16 protein-coding genes and 1 pseudogene are annotated in these 19,054 nt (G+C 69.7%); 11 read left to right on the top strand and 6 right to left on the bottom strand.

Going from position 1 to position 19,054, the window contains the following annotated elements; genetic code table 11:
* The 5 genes from infC to ACTHL9_RS02425 form a co-directional block, all read left to right on the top strand.
* On the top strand, positions 1–933 hold a 933-nt coding region (infC, locus tag ACTHL9_RS02445; protein WP_440517080.1), incomplete at its 5' end, for a translation initiation factor IF-3.
* A gap of 123 nt (positions 934–1,056) precedes the next feature.
* Positions 1,057–1,251 carry a 50S ribosomal protein L35 gene (rpmI, locus tag ACTHL9_RS02440; RefSeq protein ID WP_138418552.1) on the top strand — a complete coding sequence of 65 codons (195 nt, stop codon included), beginning with the start codon at positions 1,057–1,059 and terminating at the stop codon, positions 1,249–1,251.
* A gap of 36 nt (positions 1,252–1,287) precedes the next feature.
* Entirely contained in the window at positions 1,288–1,674 is a 387-nt protein-coding gene (gene rplT, locus ACTHL9_RS02435; RefSeq protein ID WP_323278368.1) for a 50S ribosomal protein L20, read from the top strand.
* A gap of 125 nt (positions 1,675–1,799) precedes the next feature.
* On the top strand, positions 1,800–2,681 hold the full coding sequence (locus tag ACTHL9_RS02430; RefSeq protein ID WP_440517081.1) for a TrmH family RNA methyltransferase: 882 nt from the start codon (positions 1,800–1,802) through the stop codon (positions 2,679–2,681).
* Between the two features lie 29 nt (positions 2,682–2,710).
* Complete coding sequence (locus tag ACTHL9_RS02425; protein ID WP_440517079.1) at positions 2,711–3,622, top strand: cation diffusion facilitator family transporter; 912 nt, start codon at positions 2,711–2,713, stop codon at positions 3,620–3,622.
* 6 nt (positions 3,623–3,628) lie between these two features.
* Here the strand turns inward: ACTHL9_RS02425 and ACTHL9_RS02420 are convergent, their stop codons facing one another.
* Positions 3,629–4,843 (bottom strand): MFS transporter, encoded by a 1,215-nt coding sequence (locus ACTHL9_RS02420; RefSeq protein WP_440517078.1) that lies wholly within the window; start codon positions 4,841–4,843, stop codon positions 3,629–3,631.
* 120 nt (positions 4,844–4,963) lie between these two features.
* Between ACTHL9_RS02420 and ACTHL9_RS02415 the strand changes: the two genes are divergently transcribed.
* Positions 4,964–5,410 carry a (deoxy)nucleoside triphosphate pyrophosphohydrolase gene (locus ACTHL9_RS02415; RefSeq protein WP_440517077.1) on the top strand — a complete coding sequence of 149 codons (447 nt, stop codon included), beginning with the start codon at positions 4,964–4,966 and terminating at the stop codon, positions 5,408–5,410.
* Here the strand turns inward: ACTHL9_RS02415 and ACTHL9_RS02410 are convergent.
* Both ACTHL9_RS02410 and ACTHL9_RS02405 read right to left on the bottom strand, forming a co-directional pair.
* Positions 5,407–6,462, bottom strand: a complete 1,056-nt coding sequence (locus ACTHL9_RS02410; RefSeq protein WP_440517076.1) for an Rv2578c family radical SAM protein — start codon at positions 6,460–6,462, stop codon at positions 5,407–5,409. The two genes, ACTHL9_RS02415 and ACTHL9_RS02410, sit on opposite strands and share 4 nt — an antisense overlap.
* Before the next feature lie 32 nt (positions 6,463–6,494).
* Positions 6,495–7,139: an SIMPL domain-containing protein gene (locus ACTHL9_RS02405; RefSeq protein ID WP_440517074.1), complete on the bottom strand. Its 645-nt coding sequence runs from the start codon at positions 7,137–7,139 to the stop codon at positions 6,495–6,497.
* A gap of 98 nt (positions 7,140–7,237) precedes the next feature.
* Between ACTHL9_RS02405 and pheS the strand changes: the two genes are divergently transcribed.
* Genes pheS through ACTHL9_RS02390 form a run of 3 tightly spaced genes read left to right on the top strand, consistent with a single transcriptional unit; the run spans position 7,238 to position 11,525 of the window.
* Positions 7,238–8,299 carry a phenylalanine--tRNA ligase subunit alpha gene (gene pheS / locus ACTHL9_RS02400; RefSeq protein WP_440517073.1) on the top strand — a complete coding sequence of 354 codons (1,062 nt, stop codon included), beginning with the start codon at positions 7,238–7,240 and terminating at the stop codon, positions 8,297–8,299.
* A gap of 6 nt (positions 8,300–8,305) precedes the next feature.
* Positions 8,306–10,852, top strand: a complete 2,547-nt coding sequence (pheT, locus tag ACTHL9_RS02395; protein ID WP_440517072.1) for a phenylalanine--tRNA ligase subunit beta — start codon at positions 8,306–8,308, stop codon at positions 10,850–10,852.
* A 25-nt stretch (positions 10,853–10,877) separates the two neighbouring features.
* Positions 10,878–11,525 carry a 4'-phosphopantetheinyl transferase family protein gene (locus ACTHL9_RS02390; protein ID WP_440517071.1) on the top strand — a complete coding sequence of 216 codons (648 nt, stop codon included), beginning with the start codon at positions 10,878–10,880 and terminating at the stop codon, positions 11,523–11,525.
* Here ACTHL9_RS02390 and ACTHL9_RS02385 read toward each other — a convergent pair.
* Genes ACTHL9_RS02385 through ACTHL9_RS02375 form a run of 3 tightly spaced genes read right to left on the bottom strand, consistent with a single transcriptional unit; the run spans position 11,512 to position 17,771 of the window.
* Positions 11,512–12,870, bottom strand: a complete 1,359-nt coding sequence (locus tag ACTHL9_RS02385) for a M1 family metallopeptidase (RefSeq protein WP_440517070.1) — start codon at positions 12,868–12,870, stop codon at positions 11,512–11,514. The two genes, ACTHL9_RS02390 and ACTHL9_RS02385, sit on opposite strands and share 14 nt — an antisense overlap.
* Positions 12,867–16,793, bottom strand: a complete 3,927-nt coding sequence (locus ACTHL9_RS02380) for a Pls/PosA family non-ribosomal peptide synthetase (RefSeq protein WP_440517068.1) — start codon at positions 16,791–16,793, stop codon at positions 12,867–12,869. The genes ACTHL9_RS02385 and ACTHL9_RS02380 overlap by 4 nt, the downstream gene beginning before the upstream one ends.
* 12 nt (positions 16,794–16,805) lie before the next feature.
* The gene (locus ACTHL9_RS02375) at positions 16,806–17,771 is read right to left on the bottom strand and encodes a quinone oxidoreductase family protein (RefSeq protein ID WP_440517067.1); all 966 of its coding nucleotides are present in this window, start codon (positions 17,769–17,771) and stop codon (positions 16,806–16,808) included.
* A 124-nt stretch (positions 17,772–17,895) separates the two neighbouring features.
* On the opposite strand from ACTHL9_RS02375, the gene argC reads away from it, so the two are divergent.
* Together argC and ACTHL9_RS02365 are read left to right on the top strand one after the other, a co-directional pair.
* A complete protein-coding gene (gene argC / locus ACTHL9_RS02370; protein WP_440517066.1) occupies positions 17,896–18,942 on the top strand; it encodes an N-acetyl-gamma-glutamyl-phosphate reductase in 1,047 nt (348 codons plus the stop codon).
* Positions 18,939–19,054: pseudogene (locus tag ACTHL9_RS02365) on the top strand (bifunctional glutamate N-acetyltransferase/amino-acid acetyltransferase ArgJ); the annotation flags it as partial. The gene argC and the pseudogene ACTHL9_RS02365, both read left to right, overlap by 4 nt.

The following is a 19,054-nucleotide window of genomic DNA, read 5'->3' as shown; positions in this document are numbered from 1 at the left end:
GATCTCGTTGAGGTAGCACCCCAGGCGAAACCGCCGGTGTGCAAGCTGATGGACTTCGGCAAGTACAAGTACGAGGCCGCGGTCAAGGCCCGCGAGGCGCGCAAGAACCAGACGAACACGGTTCTGAAGGAGATTCGCTTCCGCCTCAAGATCGACACCCACGACTACGAGACGAAGAAGGGCCACGCGCTCCGCTTCCTCGGCGCCGGGGACAAGGTCAAGGCCATGATCCAGTTCCGTGGCCGCGAGCAGCAGCGCCCGGAGATGGGCATCCGCCTTCTCCAGCGCTTCGCGGAGGACGTCGCCGAGGTCGGCGCCGTCGAGTCGGCGCCCCGGATCGACGGCCGCAACATGGTCATGGTCATCGGACCGCTCAAGAACAAGGCCGAAGCCAAGGCCGAGGCTCGTCGGGCCGCCCAGCGGGCCACCGACAAGGCCAAGGCGGAGGCCGCCAAGACGGCGGGGGTCACGGCAGACCAGGCTCCGTTGACGCAGTCGCTCGGGGACGCCATTCCCGAGGCACTGCGTCAGGCTGCTGCCCAACGCGAGGAGCAGCCGGTCGAGTCGGCCGAGGCCGAGTCGGAGACAGCAGTGGCTACGCCCGACGTTGAGGCGGCGCCGGCACCCGAGGCCGAAACTGAGCCGGAGGCCGTTCAGGCGGAAGCTGAGCCGGAGGCCATTCAGGCCGACGCGCCGGCAGAGCCCGCACCAGCAGCAGAAAAGCGCCCCCCCGCTCCCGAGCGGCCTGCGGCTCCTACCGCTCAGACCCCGGCTCCGCGACCGCAGGCCCCCAAGCCCGCTGAAGCTGCCAAGCCGACCGCGCCGAAGCCCACGGCTCCGCGCCCCCAGGCTCCCAAGCCCGGCGCGCCGCGGCCTGGCTCGGCGACCCCGAAGCCCCCGGCACCCCGTCCATCGGGACGCCGAGGCAACTAGCCCACCGCCGCCTCCCGACCCTCGCGGTCGGCGAGACGACCGGTACCACCAGTCGGTCCGCGGAAGCGGGCCGCCAGAGAAGCCGTGGCCTCGTGCCGCGGGAAGCGAAGGAGATCGGTTTCCATGCCGAAGATGAAGACCCACAGTGGCGCCAAGAAGCGCTTCAAGCTGACCGGCTCGGGCAAGATCAAGCGCCAGCAGGCCAACCGCCGCCACTACCTCGAGCACAAGCCCACCACGCTCACGCGCCGCCTGCACGCGGACAAGATCGTGACCGGTGGCTACGCCAAGGTCATCAAGCGGATGCTGGGCATCTGACTTTCCCCCTGCCAGATTTTCTAAAGGAGTACACACATGGCACGCGTGAAGCGGGCAGTCAACGCCCACAAGAAGCGCCGCACCGTTCTTGACCGCGCATCCGGCTACCGGGGTCAGCGGTCGCGCCTCTACCGCAAGGCGAAGGAGCAGCTGCTCCACTCGTTCGTCTACAGCTACCAGGATCGCCACAAGCGCAAGGGCGACTTCCGCCGTCTGTGGATCCAGCGCATCAACGCCGCCGCTCGCGCCAACGGCCTGACCTACAACCGCCTGATCCAGGGCCTGAAGGCCGCCGAGGTCGAGGTTGACCGCCGCATGCTCGCCGAGCTCGCCGTCTCCGATGCCGCCGCGTTCTCCGCGCTGGTCGAGGTCGCCAAGAAGGCCCTCCCCTCGGACGTCAACGCTCCGGCCGCCGCGAAGTAGGTCCTCCGCGTTCACAGAGCGCCCGTGCTGCCAGGCAGCGCGGGCGTTCTGGCGTTTTCCGGCCAGATGCAACGGTTTCTGGGCCCTGCATCTTCGCCCATTACAGTGGGTCAGTGACCTCCTCCATGACGAATCCGCGGGCCGACCGCGTGCGCGACGTCGCAAAGCTCGCGCAGCGTTCTGCCCGCGACCGGCGGGGCCTGTTCCTCGCCGAGGGTCCCCAAGCGGTGCGGGAGGCGCTCAGGCTGGTCCCTGACCGTGTCGTCGAGATCTACGCGAGCGAGGCGTGCCTTGAACGGCACCCCGAACTGAAGGCTCTGGCCGAGCCGGCTGGAATGCTCCGCCTGGCCACCGACGAGGTTCTTGCCGCGATGGCGGACACCGTCAACCCCCAGGGGATCGTGGCCGTCTGCCGAAAGGTCGACGTTTCGCTCGAGGACGTGCTCTCACGCTCTCCCCGGCTGATCGCCGTCCTCTGCCGCGTCCAGGACCCAGGCAACGCGGGAACCATCCTTCGGGCGGCGGACGCCGCGGGGGCGGACGCGGTGGTCTTCACGGACGGCAGCGTGGACGTCTACAACCCCAAGGCCGTGCGCAGCACCGCCGGCTCCCTCTTCCACGTCCCGGTCGTGGTGGGTCAACCCGTCGATGACCTCGTCCACGAGCTCGCCCGGGCGGGAGTCGGGGTCCTCGCCGCGGACGGCTACGGTCCGGTGAACCTCGACGATCTCCAGGACAGCAGCGCCGCGCGGCGCCTGAGGGGAGCAGCGAGCCTCGGGGAAGAAGCCAGCGCCGGCGAGGAGCCGTCATCGTACGCCCTGGAGGCGCCCACAGCGTGGCTGTTCGGGAACGAGGCGCAGGGACTCTCCGATGCCGAACTCGGTCTGGCGGACGCCCGGGTCGCGGTGCCCGTGTACGGGCAGGCCGAGAGCCTCAACGTCGGCACCGCGGCGACCGTCTGCCTCTATGCGAGCGCCAGGGCGCAGCGTCGCACCGGCCTCGGGTAGGACGCGCGCGGTCGGGTAAATTCTGAAGCATGTCTGCTTCTGGGGGCACCAAAGCCGTGATCGCGGCTCTCACCGCCAACCTTTCGATCGCTGCGATGAAGTTCCTGGCCTTCCTGCTCACGGCGTCGTCGTCGATGCTTGCCGAGGCCATTCATTCTGTCGCAGATTCCGGGAACCAGATACTCCTGCTGATCGGCGGCAAGCGTGCGTCGCGGAAGCCGAACCGCCAGCACCCCTTCGGCTACGGCCGGGCACGGTACATCTACGGCTTCATCGTCTCGATCGTCCTGTTCAGCGTGGGCGGGCTCTTCGCGCTATTCGAGGCGTGGGAGAAGCTGCACGACCCGCACGGGATCGAGGGCGCGTGGTGGTGGGTTCCCCTGGTGATCCTCCTGGGCTCCATCGTGGCGGAGGGCCTGTCGTTCCGTACGGCTGCGCGTGAGGCCGCGTCCCTGCGCGGAAACCAGTCATGGGTCCAGTTCATCCGATCCGTCAAGCAGCCCGAACTGCCGGTCATCCTGCTTGAGGACTTCGGTGCCCTTATCGGACTGGTGTGCGCGCTCTTCGGTGTCTCGCTCACGCTCATCACCGGCAATGGCGTGTGGGACGGCATCGGCACCGCCATGATCGGCATCCTCCTGGTCCTCATCGCGGCGGTGCTCGCCGTCGAGACCAGCTCGCTGCTCCTCGGGGAGTCGGCTACCGCCGCGGATGTGGCCAAGATCGAGGCTGCGATCCAAAGCGACGGCACGCGGATCATCCACCTGCGGACCCTGCACCTGGGACCGGAGGAGTTGCTGGTGGCGGCGAAGTTCAGTGTCACGAGCGGCTCGAACGGCGCAGAGATCGCGCAGGCGATCGACGACGCGGAGGCGCGCATCAGGGAAGCCGTGCCCACCGCGAGTGTCATCTACCTCGAGCCAGACATCCCGCGCGGCTAGCGCGCCTCAGCGAGCGCGTCGCTCGAGCCGGCCGCTCACCGCTGCGATGCCGAGGCCGAGAACTGCCAGCGCCGCTCCCACATAGGCGGGCGCCGTGAAGCCCCAGCCCCATCCGATCACCAGGCCGCCCAGGAAGGCCCCGAGGGCGTTCGCGACGTTGAGCGCCGAATGGTTCAGGGACGACGCGAGGGTGGGGGCGTGAGGTGCCGAATCGAGCAGGCGTGTCTGGAGGGCCGGGATGAGCATCGAGCCGGAGGCTCCGACCACAAAGACCATGAGCAGCGCGCTCGGCCACCACACGGCAGCCAGAGCGTACAGCACCATGACGACCGCGACGAGGGCCAGGCCCCGGTACACCGTCCCCATCACCGAACGGTCGGCCATCCGCCCGCCGACCACGTTGCCTAGAACCATCCCGAGTCCGTAGAGCGCGACGACGACGGGTATCAGGTTCTCCGCGAGGCCGGCGACCGCCGTCATGGTGTGGGAGATGTAGGTATACGTTGCGAAGAACCCGCCGAAGCCGACGACCCCGATCAGGAGGGCGAGCCACACGTGGACGCTCCGAAGCGCGGCCAATTCGCGGCGAATGCTCGCCTCCGGATGGGCCGGTACGAACGGCACGAACCGCCAGATCATGATGACGGCGGCAAGGCCGATCACGGCGGTGACGACGAAGAGGAGCCGCCAGCCGAAGGCCTGCCCGAGCCACGTGGCGAACGGAACGCCGACGACGTTTGCCACCGTGAGGCCGGACATCACCGCGGCAATCGCCCAACCACGCTTGGTCGGTGCGACGAGCGAGCCCGCGAGGACCGCCGCGGCACCGAAGTACGCGCCGTGCGGAAGCCCCGCGGCGAACCGCGAGACCATCATGGAGCCGAAGTCGCCGGCGAAGACCGAAGAGAGGTTGGCGAGGGCGATGAACGCTGCGAGCGCCATGACCAGGCGCTTCCGCGGCAGACGGGCGCCGGCCGCGGCGAGCACCGGGGCGCCCACGACGACGCCGAGGGCGTAGGCCGAGATCAGCTGGCCTGCTTGGGGGGTCGAGAGGCCGAGGCCGCGCTCGATGTCCTTGAGCAGGCCCATGGTGGTGAACTCGACGGTGCCGATGCCGAAGCCACCCAGCGCGAGCGCGAGCACGGCCCAGAAGAGCGGGCTCGGTGCCAGGGGACCAGCGCGGTGCGCTGCTGCGGGCGTGGTGTGGACGGGTGTCGTCATGGGAGGAACCTCAGGTCGCCGTATCTCGTGGGACGAGGGGCAGCTGTGGCCCTCGGACTCCTTCAACCCTATGCGAGCCGTCAGCATTCCATGACCCGGGCCTTTGCCTAGACTTGCCGGGTGAAACCCGAATTCGTGCAGGTGGTGGGGGCCGCCATTCTCGACTCCCTCGAGCAGCCCACAAGGCTCCTTGCGGCGCGCAGGACTGCGCCTCCCGCCCTGGCCGGCCTGTGGGAGTTCCCTGGCGGCAAGGTGGAGCCGGGAGAGGGACATGAGGCGGCGCTCCACCGCGAGCTCGACGAGGAGCTGGGCGTCGTGGTGCGCTTGGGCTATGAGGTTGCGGGCCCGGGCCCTGAGGGATGGCCGCTCAACGAGAAGGCCGCGATGCGGGTGTGGGTCGCCGAGATCATCGGCAGCGAGCCGGCGGCCCTCGCGGCTCACGACGAGCTCCGCTGGGTGCCCCTCGAGGACGAGCGGCTCATGGGGCTTCCGTGGATCCCGGCTGACTTCCCGATCGTCGAGGCGGTCCGCGCCGGAGTCCGGGGGAGCGCTTCCGGCGAGGCCTAGAAGAGCTGCTCCTGCACTGCGTGGGACCGCGGGTCGGCCGACGCCTCATGGGTGTCGGCGCCCCCGGCCCCCACGCGGTGCGCGAAGCTGGGCTGCCCCGCGAAGTGGTGGCGTGCCTTCGCGGCGTTGACGCGCCCGGCGAGCCACGTCCGGTACTCCTTCGGCGCGTAGGACCCCTTCCCGTAGAGGCGGGCATACCGTCCCACCAGCTGCGGGTGCTCGCGGCCGAGCCACTGCATGAACCATTCCTTGGTGCCGGGCCGGAGGTGGAGCGCGCCGGCGGTCACCCCCGTGGCTCCGGCGGCTGAGAGGGCGCCGAAGAGTGCATCGAGGTGCTCTTCCCCGTCCGTGAGCCACGGCAGGATCGGCATCGCCATCACCCCGCAGGCCAGCCCGGCGTCCCGGAGCTTGGAGATGAGCGAGAGCCTCGCGGACGGGGTGGGGGTCCCCGGCTCAAGATGGGCCTGCAGCTCCGGGTCGAGGACGGCGAGCGAGATGCCGGCACTGACGGGGACCTGGGCCGCGGCGGCCTTGAGCAGCGGAAGATCCCGTGCGAGCAGGGTTCCCTTAGTGAGGATCGAGAACGGCGTCCCTTCGTCCGTGAGCGCCCGGATGATGCCGGGCATCAGGGCGTACCGCCCCTCCGCGCGCTGGTAAGGATCGGTGTTCGTCCCCAAGGCGACGTGCTCTCGCTTCCACGAAGCTCGTGCGAGCTCGGCGCGCAGCACCTCGACGACGTTGACCTTGACCACGAGCTGACGATCGAAGTCGAGCCCCGCATCGAGATCGAGGTATTGGTGGGTCCCGCGCGCGAAGCAGTAGACGCACGCGTGGCTGCACCCCCGATACGGGTTGATCGTCCATCGGAAGGGCATGGAGGACGCCGGCGGCACCTTGTTGAGCGCCGATCTCGCGGCGACCTCATGGAACGTGATGCCGTGGAACTCCGGCGTCCGGACGGCGCGCAGAAGCCCCGCGAGGGGGATCAGAGGAGCTTCACCGGGCTGAGTCTCGTTGCTCTCGCCGTGCGTCGTCTGCGTGTTCCATCGCATAGCTCTTATTCGAATACATGTTCTATGACATGTCAATCGCTGAGGCGCCACGTGACAGTCACCGAGGAGCTGATCTCGGACTCCCCGGCCTCCACGGGCATGGCCTCGACCGCGCTGGCAAGGGCCACCCGCGCCATCGGTATCGGAGGGCCCGGCATGACGTGCGGCGCGGCGTCGATCCGCACGACCTCGCCGAGTGTCCGCCCCGCCTTGGCCGCCAGCCGGGCAGCCGCGTCCCGCGCGTCGTCGAAAGCCGCCGCCTGAGCCGCGGCGCCGGCCTGCTTGGCGTCGCTCACCTCGAGCGCGAGGCCATGGACCCTGAGTGCCTCGCCGCCGGAACGCACGACGGCGTCCAGAAGCTCGGGTGCCCGGGCGAGCTCCCGCACGGCTACGGTGAGCCCGGCAGTCGCCACGTAGGCGACGACCTGCTGGCCGCTCTGCTCGCGCCAGACCGTCTCGCTCCGCAGGGACAGGCCGCTCGTTCGGACGTCCGCGCGCGCTATTCCGAGGGACGTGACGGCCTCGACGAGGCGGGTCGCTGCTGCCGCCGCCCCTGAATAGCAGTCTTGGAGTCCCGCGTGACGCACCTCGACGCCAAGGCTCAGGACGGCGAGATCCGGAATCGCTCTCACGGTTCCCGTGCCGGTGACCACCACAATGTCAGGCTTGCGTACCACGCCTCTCACGGTAGCCGTGACGCCGCAAGCGGCCCAGAGGTGAGCGTGAGGTCCACTAGACTGGGGACGAAACCCCGCCCGCTGCGTAAGAACGGTCCATGACTGATACATTGCCCGGCGTCGACGTCCCGGATCCCCTGGACGAAGCAGCCGTCACCGCCGCTGTCACCCGCGCCCTCGAGCAGATCTCGGAGGCGTCCAGCCTCGACGAGCTCAAGGCCGTCCGTCTCGCGCATACGGGGGAGAAGTCCCCTCTGGCGCTCTCGAATCGAGCGATCGGCTCGCTGCCGAAGGAGTCCAAGTCGGCTGCCGGCAAGATCGTGGGCGCCGCGCGTGGACGCGTGAACAAGGCGATTGCCGAGCGCTCCGAGGTCCTCGAGGCCGAGAACGACGCACGGATCCTGGTCGAGGAGACGGTCGATGTCACGGCAGCCCCGCGCCGTCGTGGGGCAGGTGCGCGCCACCCGCTCTCGACGCTTCAGGACCGCGTGAGCGACATTTTCGTGGGCATGGGCTGGGAGATCGCCGAAGGGCCCGAGCTCGAGTCGGAGTGGTTCAACTTCGACGCGCTCAACTTCAAGCCGGATCATCCTGCCAGGGAGATGCAGGACACCTTCTTCATCGATCCCCCCGACCGGCACGTGCTCCTGAGGACCCACACCTCGCCCGTCCAGGTGCGCTCCATGCTCGAGCGCGAGGTGCCGATCTACGTCCTCTGCCCCGGAAAGGTGTTCCGCACCGACGAGCTCGATGCGACCCACACGCCGGTGTTCCACCAGTTCGAGGGCCTGGCCATCGACAAGGGCCTGAGCATGGCAGACCTCCGGGGCACTCTCGAGCACTTCGCCCGGCAGATGTTCGGCCAGGAGGCGCAGATCCGTCTTCGCCCCAACTACTTCCCGTTCACCGAGCCCAGCGCCGAACTGGACATCTGGCACCCAGGCGCCAAGGGCGGTCCCCGGTGGATCGAATGGGGCGGCTGCGGCATGGTGAACCCCAACGTGCTGCGAGCGGCCGGGATCGATCCGGATGTGTACTCGGGTTTCGCCTTCGGCATGGGCATCGAGCGGACGCTCATGTTCCGCAACGACGTGCTCGACATGCGGGACATGATCGAAGGCGACGTCCGTTTCAGCGAGCATTTCGGGATGGAGATCTAGGCAATCATGCGAATCCCCCTTTCGTGGCTGCGCGAGTACACGCAGCTCCCTGCCGACGCGACGGCAGAAGACCTCATGGCCGACCTTGTCTCGGTGGGCCTCGAGGAGGAAGCCGTCCATCGGCCCTCCGACACCATCAACGGCCCGATCGTCGTCGGGCAGGTTCTGAGCCTCGTCAAGGAACCGCAGTCGAACGGCAAGACGATCAACTGGTGCCAGGTCAGGGTCGTTCCCGAAGGCCAGGAGCAGACCCTCAGCGGGAAGGGCATCGATCCCTCCGGCGTGCAGGGGATCGTGTGCGGAGCGCACAACTTCGTCGAGGGTGACAAGGTCGTGGTGACCCTCCCCGGGGCGACGCTGCCCGGTGATTTCCACATCGCCGCCCGCAAGACCTATGGCCACCTCTCTGCCGGCATGATCGCCTCTGCCCGCGAGCTCGGAATCGGCGAGGACCACGACGGCATCATCGTCCTCTCCCGCCTCGGGCTCGATCCCGAGGTCGGCACCGACGCCCTCGAGCTGCTCGGCCTGAACGACGAGGCCGCCGAGATCAACGTGACTCCGGACCGGAGCTACTGCTTCTCCATCCGCGGCATCGCCAGGGAGTACGCGCACGCGACGGGCACTACTTTCGAGGACCCAGCCACGCGCGTGACGCCACCGGCGAAGCTCGAGGGGGGCTACGAAGTCGTGCTCGACGACCGCGCCCCGATCTACGGTGTGCTCGGCTGCGACCGCTTCGTGGCGCGCACCGTGCGCGGCATCGACCCGACCCGCCCCACGCCCCCGTGGATGGTGTCGCGCCTCCGGCTCGCGGGGGTCCGCGCGATCTCGCTGCCCGTGGACATCTCGAACTACGTCATGTTCGAACTCGGACAGCCCACGCACTGCTACGACCTCGACCGGCTCTCCGGACCCATCACGGTTCGCCGTGCCGAGGAGGGGGAGAAGCTCGAGACGCTCGACGGCAAGGTCCGCGAACTCGACCCCGAGGACCTGCTCATCACCGACGAGTCCGGGCCCATCGGCATCGCCGGCGTGATGGGCGGCGCGTCGACGGAGTGCTCGGACTCCACCGTCAACGTGCTCGTCGAGGCGGCGCACTTCGACACCGTGACCGTCGGGCGCTCGCGCCGGCGTCACAAGCTGCCCTCCGAGGCGTCGAAGCGGTTCGAGCGCGGCGTCGACTGGCAGGTCGCGGACGAAGCGGCTCAGCGCGTGGTGGACCTCCTCGTGGAACTCGGCGGGGGAGTGGCCGACGAGGCCGGGACGGACATCGGCGTGGCCCCCGAGCCCGTGCAGATCCTTCTGCCGGCCGACTTCGCCTCGGAGCGGATCGGCATGGAGTTCAGCGAGGAGCTCATTGCGCGGACCCTCGGCGACCTCGGAGCGAGCGTCGACCGCAGTGAGTCCGACTTCCTGGTCACGCCGCCGAGCTGGCGCGGGGATTTGGAGACGAAGGAGGATCTCTCGGAGGAGGTCGCCCGTCTCGTCGGCTACGACAAGATTCCGTCGCGGCTCCCCGTGGCGCCTCCGGGGCGCGGGTTCACCAGGAAGCAGCAGCAGCGCCGTCGCCTCGTGCAAGCGCTCGCGGACGCCGGCCTTACGGAGATCCTCGCGTACCCGTTCGTCGCCAAGGCAGCGAACGAGACGTTCGGCGTCGCCGAGGCTACCGCGCCCCGCCCGGCGGTCAAGCTTGCGAACCCGTTGAGCGAGGAGCTCGGCTGGCTCCGGACCTCGATGCTCCCCGGCCTCGTTGAGGTTGCGAAGCGCAACCACTCGCGGGGCTTCCGCGACCTGGCGCTTTTCGAGGCCGGCCTCGTGTTCCTTCCCGACGGCGGAGCCATCGGCACGGCCACGATCCCGCCGCTGGGCGCACTGCCTACTGAGGACGTGCTGGACGCGCTCGAGGCGGGCATTCCCCATCAGCCGCTCCATATCGGGGCCCTCCTCACCGGCCACGATTCGCCCGAGGGAGCCCATCACACGCCGCGGGTCTGGGATTGGGCCGACGCCATCGACATTGCGCGCCTTGCCGCGGACGTCCTCGGCGTCGACCTGGTCGTCACTCAGGGAGTGCATCAGGCGTTCCACCCGGGACGGACGGCACAGCTCGCGCTGCGCACGGGCGAGGTCGTGGGCTACGCGGGTGAACTGCACCCGAAGCTGCTCGCTGCGTATGACATGCCAGCCCGGTCCGCGGCCGTGGAGCTCGACGCCGATGCCCTGTTCGAGGCGGCGCCCGATGTGATTGTGTCCAAGCACATTTCGACGTTCCCCGTGGCCACCCAGGACGTCGCCCTCATTGTGGACGCCACGATCCCCGCGGACGAGGTCAAGGAGGCGCTGCGTGAAGGCGCAGGGGAACTGCTGGAGGAGGTCCACCTCTTCGACGTCTACTCGGGCAAGGGCATTGACGAGGGCAAGAAGTCGCTCGCGTTCGGCCTTCGCTTCCGCGCTCCGGACCGCACGCTGACGGCAGACGAGGCCTCGGAGGCAAGGGCCGCTGCCGTCGCCCACGCCGCGGAGCGGTTTGGGGCCGTCCAGCGCTGAGCCGCAGCGCAAACGCGGTTTCGTCATGATCCTCCGGACGCTCCGGCTCGGGCGCACTCCGCCGTGGCACGTCGGCGAGGCGACGGCGGCGGAGGACGAGCGTGCGCGGGCCATGGTCGATCGGCGCCGGGCAGCCGAGTTCCTCGCGGGGCGCCGTGCTCTGCGGGGCCTCGTGGCCGAGGTTGCGGGACTCGACCCCGATCGGGTTCTGCCCAGGTACGAGTGCCCCGACTGCGGCGTGGGCGAGCATGGCTCGCCCGGCTTCGCCGTGCGCGAGGACGGCGACGGCGGCTTGGTCTCCGCCGTGCCGATGGCCGCGAGCGCTTCGCGCGCCGGCGGTTGGGGGCTGTTCGCCGTCGAGCCGGTCGGGGACGACGCTGGCCGCGCGATCGGAGTGGACCTCGTGGCCGTGGCGGAGTTCCACCGCACTATTCCGGAGGCGGCCTTCTCTGCGGCCGAACGCCGTCATCTGCGCCGTGCAGGCCAGCCCGCGATCGCCGCGGCGCGGCTGTGGGCGCGCAAGGAGGCCCTCCTCAAGGCGCTCGGAACCGGCCTCAGGGCAGATCCGGCCATGGTCGAGGTCATTGACGACCCTCGCGTCAGGGACGTCGATGCGACCGGACTCGGCCTGCCGGAGGGGTTCGTGGCAGCGGCGGCGCTCAGGTCCGGATGACGTCCGCGTCCGGCAGTCCCGGGAGGGCTTGTTGGTAGAGCCAGCGTTCGAGAACCTCGTGGGCCGTGAACCCCCGCACGCCGGCGCAGACGTGATCGAGCACCCTGAGGAAGTCCTCGGTTGAGGCATTCGCATGACGGTGCTCGGACCCGAAGGTGCGCAGCGACCGGAAGAAGAGGGGATCGCCGACGGCAACCCGGACGGCATGCAGCGTGAGCGCCCCTCGCTTGTAGACCCGATCGTCGAACATGAGCTCAGGCCCCGGGCGGCCGATCTCGAGGTCCTGTGGCTCGCTGCCGAGGCGGCGCCAAGCAGTCGCCGCCCGCTCCTGAGCCGTCCCGCGGCCGGCGTGTTCACTCCAGAGCCACTCTGCGTAGCAGGCGAAGCCTTCGTGGAGCCAGATATCCTGCCACGCCGCCGACGTGACCGAGTTGCCGAACCATTGGTGGGCGAGCTCGTGGGCGAGGAGGCGCTGATCGTCCCAATCCGTGGTGATGTGATTTCGGCCCATGATGGAGAGCGTCTGTGCCTCGAGGGGAATCTCGAGTTCGTCCTCGGTGACCACCACGGTGTACTCCGGGAACGGATACGGTCCGAACAGTTCCGTGAACAGCTCGACCATGCGCACCTGATCCGCGAGACCCGACAGCGCCTCCTCATGGAGCGTGGGCGGGACGGCGGCCCTCACCGTGACCAGCGAGGTGCCCTCGTTCCCAGACCGGCCCAGTTCGAGCTCCCGGTACCGGCCGATGATCAGGGTCGCGAGATAGGGGGCCATCGGCTCGTGCTGTTCGTAGACCCACGTCTCCCGGCTCGACTTTCGGTGCTGCCCCACGAGCAGTCCGTTCGAGATCACGCGGTACCCGGAATCCGTGGTGGCCGTGATGCGGAAAGAGGCCTTCTGCTGCGGGTGATCGTTGCACGGAAACCACGTGGGCGCCCCCGTTGGCTGCCCGGCCACGAGGACACCGTCCTCGAGTTCCTCCCACCCAATGTCGCCCCAGACGCCGTGGGACGGACCAGGCGATCCCTCATAGCGGATGTCCAGCTCGAGGTCCGAGCCCGCCGGAATCGGGGCCCCGGGCCGGACCACCAGGGTCTCGCCGCGCTGGACCACCTTGGCGGGCTTCGCTCCATTGATCCTCACCTTCGAGGCCTTGAGGCCCGCAAGGCTGAGGACCACCGCGTCGAGTTCTTCTGCGGCGGTGGCCAGGATCCGCGCTCGGCCGTCAAGCCGGTTGCTCGAGAGCCGGATGTCGAGGTCCAGCTCGTAGCGCCTCACGAGGTACGCCATGCTTCCATGGCCGGGCGTGTACGGGTCTTCGGTCCGGTGGTCGGGGCTCATCGGGACGGCACTTTCGGTTCTGACCACGGACCCACGGGGTTGCCACGCCAGTAGGTTCCGCCCGGGATCGACTCGCCCCGCATCACGAGGGATGCAGGCCCCACGGTGGCTCCGGGCCCGAGCCTCGCGCCGGGAAGGACGACGCTGTGGGGCCCCATGGTGGCACCCTCATTCAGGCGCACGGAATCAATGCTCATGATGCGGTCGTGGAACAGATGGGTCTGCACCACGCAGCCGCGATTGACGGTGGAACCCAGGCCGAGCTCCACGAGGTCTGCCTCCGGGAGCCAGTAGCTCTCGCACCCGGCGCCGCGGCCGATCCTCGCTCCGAGAGACCGCAGCCACCAGACGAGTGCAGGTGTCCCGGAAGCGGCCCGGGCGAACCACGGGGCGCCGACCATCTCCACGAACGCGTCCACCACCTCATTGCGCCACACGAACGAGCTCCACAGCGGATGCTCCCCGGAACGGATCCGGCCCACGAGGAGCCATTTTGCCGCCGTCGCCATCGCCGCGGCGAGCCCGCCGGCGGCCAGCAGGACGGCGCCGCACACGAGCGCCGTCAGGAGGTAGCCCCAGTGCGCGGCGAGCCAGTCAAGCACGGCGAGGACGACGACGGCGATAGCCACCGTGAGCACCACCGGCACCGCTCGGCACAGCTCCCAGAGGGCACGGGCCACCTTGAGTCGTGCGGGGGGGCTGAACGTCCGCGACGTATCGGACTCAAGCGAGGTGCGGCGGAGGCGCACTGGCGGGCTGCCGAGCCAGGATGACCCGGACTTCGCCTTCTTCGGCGTCGCGGACAGGACGGCCACGAGCCCGTTCTTCGGCACCGAGCGGCCCGGGGCCGTCATGCCCGAGTTGCCGAGGAACGCCCGCTTGCCGATCTTGGCCGGACCGACGCGAAGCCAGCCGCCGCCGAGCTCGTAGGAGGCGACCATCGTGTCGTCGGCGAGGAAAGCGCCGTCGCCCACTGTCGTCATCTTCGGAACCAGGAGCACTGTCGACGCCTCGACGTCCTTGCCGACCGTGGCTCCGAGCAGGCGGAGCCAGGTGGGGGTGAGGAGGCTCGCGTAGAGCGGGAAGAGCAGATCGCGGGCCAGATCGAGGACTCGCTCCGTGGCCCACACCTGCCAGCCGATCCTGCTGCGGACGCGATAGGTGCCTTCGCGGAGGCCGAGGCCGAGCAGCCGGGTGCATCCTGCGACGAGCAGGAAGTTCGCGGCAAACCAGACGGCCGCCGCGAGGGGAGCAGCGGCGAGGGTCGCGGGAAAGGCCTCGTGGAGGCTCGCGTGCCCGAGTGCGGCCCAGACGAGGACAGCCCCCGCCGCGGAGCCCGACAGATAGGGGATGAAGGCGAGGAGCGAGGAGGCGGCAGCGAAGACCGCGATCCAGAGGCCTTCGAGGACGCGTCCACGGTGATGGGCGGCCTCCGGCCAGTCCTGCTTGGCCTTTCCGATCCGTTCGGCAGGGGAGCCGGAGACCCGCAGGCCGGCCTTGACCCGGCCGGATACCGCGGAACCGGGCTCGACCACGGCATTCGCGCCGACCTGAGCCCCGGGAAGGAGGGTGCTGCGGGAGCCGATGGTGGCCCCGGGACCGATCCGCACCAGCCCGATGTACACCCAGTCGCCGTCGATCCACCACCCAGCCAGATCCACCTCGGGCTCGACCGAGGCACCCCGTCCGAGTTCGAGCATGCCCGTGACCGGAGGCACCGAGTGCAGCACGGCGTCGCGCCCGATCTTCGCCCCGAGAGCGCGGGCGTAGTAGGGAACCCAGGGCGCGCTGGCGAGGCTTACCGCCTGCGCGAGATCGGCGATCTGCTCGGCGAGCCACAGCCTCAGATGGACCCAGCCTGACCGGGGGTACCTTCCGGGGGCAACGCCCCGGAGGAGGAGGCGCGCGGAGACGACGGAGATGGCCATGCGCCCGAGCGGGCTGACGAACACGAGCCAGGAGGCGGCAACCCACCACCACGAGACGGTCGGCGCGCCCGGGAAGCCCGCGGGGGAGAGCAGGTTGTTCCCCGCCATGAGATACGTCAGCCAGCGCATTCCCACGAGGATGAAGAGCGGGATGCCGAGGAGGGTCTGGGCGAGCTGGGTTCTCGCCGACGCGGGGGCCACCGAGCGCTCGACGACGGCGGCCGCAGCGGGACCGCTGCCCGTGACGGCTTCGACGAGCGCGCCGATCCGTGGGTGGGCGTAGACGTCGGCGACCGTGACGGTGGGGTAGCGGGCCCTCAGCGCCGAGACGAGCTGTGCCGCGGCGAGCGAGCCGCCGCCGTGGGCGAAGAAGTCGGCGTCGAGGCTCGAGACGGGGGTCCCCAGAACGGCACCCCACTGGGCGACGACCCACGCCGCGTCCTCCGGGAGATCGAGCGCCTCGCCCGCTCCCTCGTCCGCGCCTGGAAGCGGCCAGGGGAGCGCGTTGCGGTCCACTTTGCCGCTGGTCTTCGTGGGGAGGAGGTCGACGACGGCGAGCAGCGGTACGAGCGCAGCGGGGAGGGCCTTCGCGAGCCGCTCGCGGAGGGCAGCGAGATCCAGCTCCCCTCCGTCGGCCGAGGCGAGGTACCCGACAAGCACCTGGTTCCCGGCCGCCGTCGTCCGTACTGCTGCCGCCGCCCCGGCGACCCCAGGCAATGCCTGCAGCGCGGCGTCGACCTCGCCGAGCTCGATCCGCCGCCCGCCGAGCTTGACCTGCTCGTCGGCGCGGCCTTGGAACACGAGACCCGCGGGGTCGAAGGTCACGAGGTCGCCCGAACGGTAGGCGCGATCCCAGTCGAGGGACGGCATGGGTGCGTACTTCTCGGCGTCTTTCGCCGGATCGAGGTATCGCGCGAGGCCGACGCCGCCGATGATGAGCTCGCCCACGCTGCCTTCGGGCACGGGCAGGCCGTGGGAGTCGACGATCGCGAGGTCCCAGCCGTCCAGCGGAAGCCCGATGCGAACGGGCCCGGGGCCTCCCAGCTGAGCCGCGCAGGCAACGACGGTGGCCTCGGTGGGACCGTACGTGTTCCACACCTCGCGGCCTTCCACTGCGAGGCGCTGGGCGAGCTCGGGCGGGCAGGCCTCGCCGCCGAAGATGAGGAGCCGGACGTTCTCGAGTGCCTCACTGGGCCAGAGCGCCGCCAGAGTCGGCACCGTCGAGACGATCGTGATGCCGCGCTGCACGAGCCACGGGCCAAGGTCCATGCCGGTGCGCACGAGGGCGCGCGGGGCGGGAACGAGGCAGGCGCCATGCCTCCACGCGAGCCACATCTCCTCGCACGAGGCATCGAAGGCCACCGAGAGTCCGGCCAGGACGCGATCCTCGGGGCCGATCGGCTCGTTGCGAAGGAAGATCCGCGACTCGGCATCGACGAAGGCGGCGGCCGAGCGATGCCGGACGGCAACACCCTTGGGCGTCCCGGTGGAGCCCGAGGTGAAGATGATCCAGCAGTCGTCCTCGGGTTCGGGGGGACGCGGATCGCGGAACGGGGTGGGCCGCTTCCGGTCCACCACGAGCGACGATCCACCGCGCACTATTCCCGCCACGCCCGCCTCGCTGAAGACGAGCTTTGCCCGCTCGTCGGGGTCATCCGCGTCCACGGGGACGTACGCGGCGCCGATGAGGAGGATCGCAAGGATGGCGATGTACAGCTCGTTCGTCCCCGACGGGATGCGGACACCCACGCGGTCCCCGGCTCCAAGTCCCGCGGCGTGGAGCCGGCGGCCCACGGCACGGACCTCTGTGAGGAGCTCCCCGTAGCTCAGGACGCGCTCGCCGTCGTCGAGGGCTGGGGATTCGGGGAACGCCTCGGCCGTCGCCAGCAGGACGTCGAGGAGCGTCCGGGCGGGTGGAGTCCGCTCCGACGCCGGGAGCTGGGGACGATGCGGCTGCTCCGGTGCCTCCGGGGAGGCGAGCTGTGGGTCGCTCACGGCGCGCTGGGGCTAGGGGACCAGGAGGACTTTGCCGGTGGTCGCGCGGCCTTCGAGAGCGCGATGGGCGTCGGCGGCGTCCGCGAGCGGGAACGTCGCGCCGATCCGGACGGCCAGCGACCCCTCGGCCGCCGCCGAGAAGATCTCCGAGGACCGCCACAGGCGCTCCTGGGGATTGAGCAGGTGGTGCTTGAGGGTCGGCCGGGTCAGGAACAGGGATCCTCCCGCGTTCAGGCGCTGCGGGTCCACGGGCGGGACGGGACCCGACGCGGCGCCGAACAGCACGAGGTAGCCCCTCACGCGCAGGCAGGCCAGCGAGCCGTCGAACGTGTCCCGGCCAACGCCGTCGTACGCCACGTCGACGCCGGCGCCGTTGGTGAGATCGCGGACCTGCTCGGAGAAGCCCGAGTAGCGGATCACGTGGTCCGCGCCAGCGCCCTCGGCGAGCGCGGCCTTCTCGTCCGTCGACACGGTGGTGATGACGCGCGCGCCCTTGGCCTTGAGCAGCTGGATCAGCAGGAGGCCCACGCCGCCGGCGCCCGCGTGCAGGAGCACCGTCTGGCCCGGCTCCACCCGGAAGCTCGAGTTGATGAGGTAATGCGCCGTCATGCCCTGGAGGGGAAGCGCGGCGGCCGTCTCCAGGTCCAGGCCCTCCGGGACCGGGAGCGCCTTCTCGGCGTCGACCACCATGTACTCGGAGTACGCCCGGCGCCCCTCAGCGGTCGCGACGCGGTCCCCGACCGCGAACCCCTCGACGCCGCCGCCGACCTCCTCCACGGTCCCGGACGCCTCTTCGCCGGGAGTGAAGGGGAAGGGCACGTTATAGATGCCGCGGCGCTGGTAGGTCTCAATGAAGTTGACGCCGGTCGCGGCGACCTTGACCAGCAGCTGGCCTGGGCCGACCTGGGGCTTCTCGACCTCCGTGAGGGAGAGGACTTCGGGGCCCCCGGCCTCTCGGGCAACGATGGCGTTGATCATGGAGTTTCCTCTTTCGGGCATAGCTTTCCTGAGTTCTCGTCCGCGTCCCATCCTAGGGGCGCACCCTAGATTCCCGAATGCATAAATATTGATAACGCTGCATAAGTTTGCCTATAGTGGGCGGGTGACTATTACCGCAGCAGTATCCGGGGCCAGTGGCTACGCCGGGGGAGAGGTCCTCCGCCTGCTCGCCAATCACCCTGAGATCGAGATCGGCGCCATTACCGCGCACAGTAGCGCGGGCAGCCGGCTCGGCGAGCTCCAGCCGCATCTCCTGTCGCTCGCCGATCGCGTCATCGTCGAGACGACCCCCGAGAACCTCGCAGGCCACGACGTGGTCTTCCTCGCGCTGCCGCACGGAGCCTCGGCCGAGGTCGCGTCGCAGCTTCCCGAGTCGACGCTCGTGATCGACGCTGGGGCGGATCACCGCCTCGAGGATCCGGAGGCGTGGTTCAAGTTCTACCGGTCTGAGCACGCCGGCACCTGGCCCTATGGGCTTCCTGAGCTGCTGCTCGACGGCGGCCACCGCCAGCGCGAGAAGCTCGAGGGAGCGCGCCGCATCGCCGTTCCCGGCTGCTACCCGACGTCGGCGTTGCTCGCGCTCGTGCCGGGGTTCGCCGCGGGGCTTCTTGAGGCCGACGACGTGGTGATCGTGTCCGCGTCCGGCACCTCGGGCGCCGGCAAGTCCGTCAAGCCCCATCTGCTCGGGTCTGAGGTCATGGGGTCCATGAGCCCGTATGGAGTCGGCGGCGGGCATCGCCACACTCCCGAGATCGAGCAGGGCCTGACGAATGCGGCCGGCGAAGCGGTCCGGGTCTCCTTCACCCCCACGCTTGCTCCGATGAGCCGCGGAATCCTGACGACGGCGACGGCGCGCGTGAAGGAGGGCGTCGATGCCTCCGCGCTGCGCTCCGCCTGGGACACGGCCTACCGCGACGAGACCTTCATCCATCTCCTGCCCGAGGGCCAGTGGCCGGCGACGCAGATGGTCATCGGCTCGAACAACGTGGCGATCCAGCTTGCCTTCGATCCGCACGCCGGGCGGGTGATCGTGAGCTCGGTCATCGACAACCTCACCAAGGGCACCGCCGGTGGAGCGGTGCAGTCCATGAACATCGCGCTGGGGCTCCCTGAGGGCGCCGGCCTCGCACAGCTGGGAGTCGCCCCGTGACCGTGACCGCACCCAAGGGCTTCCGTGCCGCGGGCGTGACCGCCGGAATCAAGGCTTCGGGCAAGCCCGACATGGCCCTCGTGGTCAACGACGGCCCCGACCGGAACGCCGC

The organism is Sinomonas sp., from assembly GCF_051955515.1.
Lineage (GTDB): Bacteria > Actinomycetota > Actinomycetes > Actinomycetales > Micrococcaceae > Sinomonas.
The sequence above is the reverse complement of the archived record's forward strand: the minus strand, read 5'-3'. Positions and strand labels throughout refer to the sequence as shown.

Bases quoted from the DNA above. Each gene is read 5' to 3' on its own strand.
- ACTHL9_RS02390 (WP_440517071.1), top strand. From the start codon at position 10,878: ATGATCCTCCGGACGCTCCGGCTCGGGCGCACTCCGCCGTGGCACGTC.
- ACTHL9_RS02410 (WP_440517076.1), bottom strand. From the start codon at position 6,462: ATGCGATGGAACACGCAGACGACGCACGGCGAGAGCAACGAGACTCAG.
- ACTHL9_RS02420 (WP_440517078.1), bottom strand. From the start codon at position 4,843: ATGACGACACCCGTCCACACCACGCCCGCAGCAGCGCACCGCGCTGGT.
- rplT (WP_323278368.1), top strand. From the start codon at position 1,288: ATGGCACGCGTGAAGCGGGCAGTCAACGCCCACAAGAAGCGCCGCACC.
- ACTHL9_RS02375 (WP_440517067.1), bottom strand. From the start codon at position 17,771: ATGATCAACGCCATCGTTGCCCGAGAGGCCGGGGGCCCCGAAGTCCTC.
- rpmI (WP_138418552.1), top strand. From the start codon at position 1,057: ATGCCGAAGATGAAGACCCACAGTGGCGCCAAGAAGCGCTTCAAGCTG.
- pheS (WP_440517073.1), top strand. From the start codon at position 7,238: ATGACTGATACATTGCCCGGCGTCGACGTCCCGGATCCCCTGGACGAA.
- ACTHL9_RS02385 (WP_440517070.1), bottom strand. From the start codon at position 12,870: ATGAGCCCCGACCACCGGACCGAAGACCCGTACACGCCCGGCCATGGA.
- ACTHL9_RS02425 (WP_440517079.1), top strand. From the start codon at position 2,711: ATGTCTGCTTCTGGGGGCACCAAAGCCGTGATCGCGGCTCTCACCGCC.
- pheT (WP_440517072.1), top strand. From the start codon at position 8,306: ATGCGAATCCCCCTTTCGTGGCTGCGCGAGTACACGCAGCTCCCTGCC.
- ACTHL9_RS02430 (WP_440517081.1), top strand. From the start codon at position 1,800: ATGACGAATCCGCGGGCCGACCGCGTGCGCGACGTCGCAAAGCTCGCG.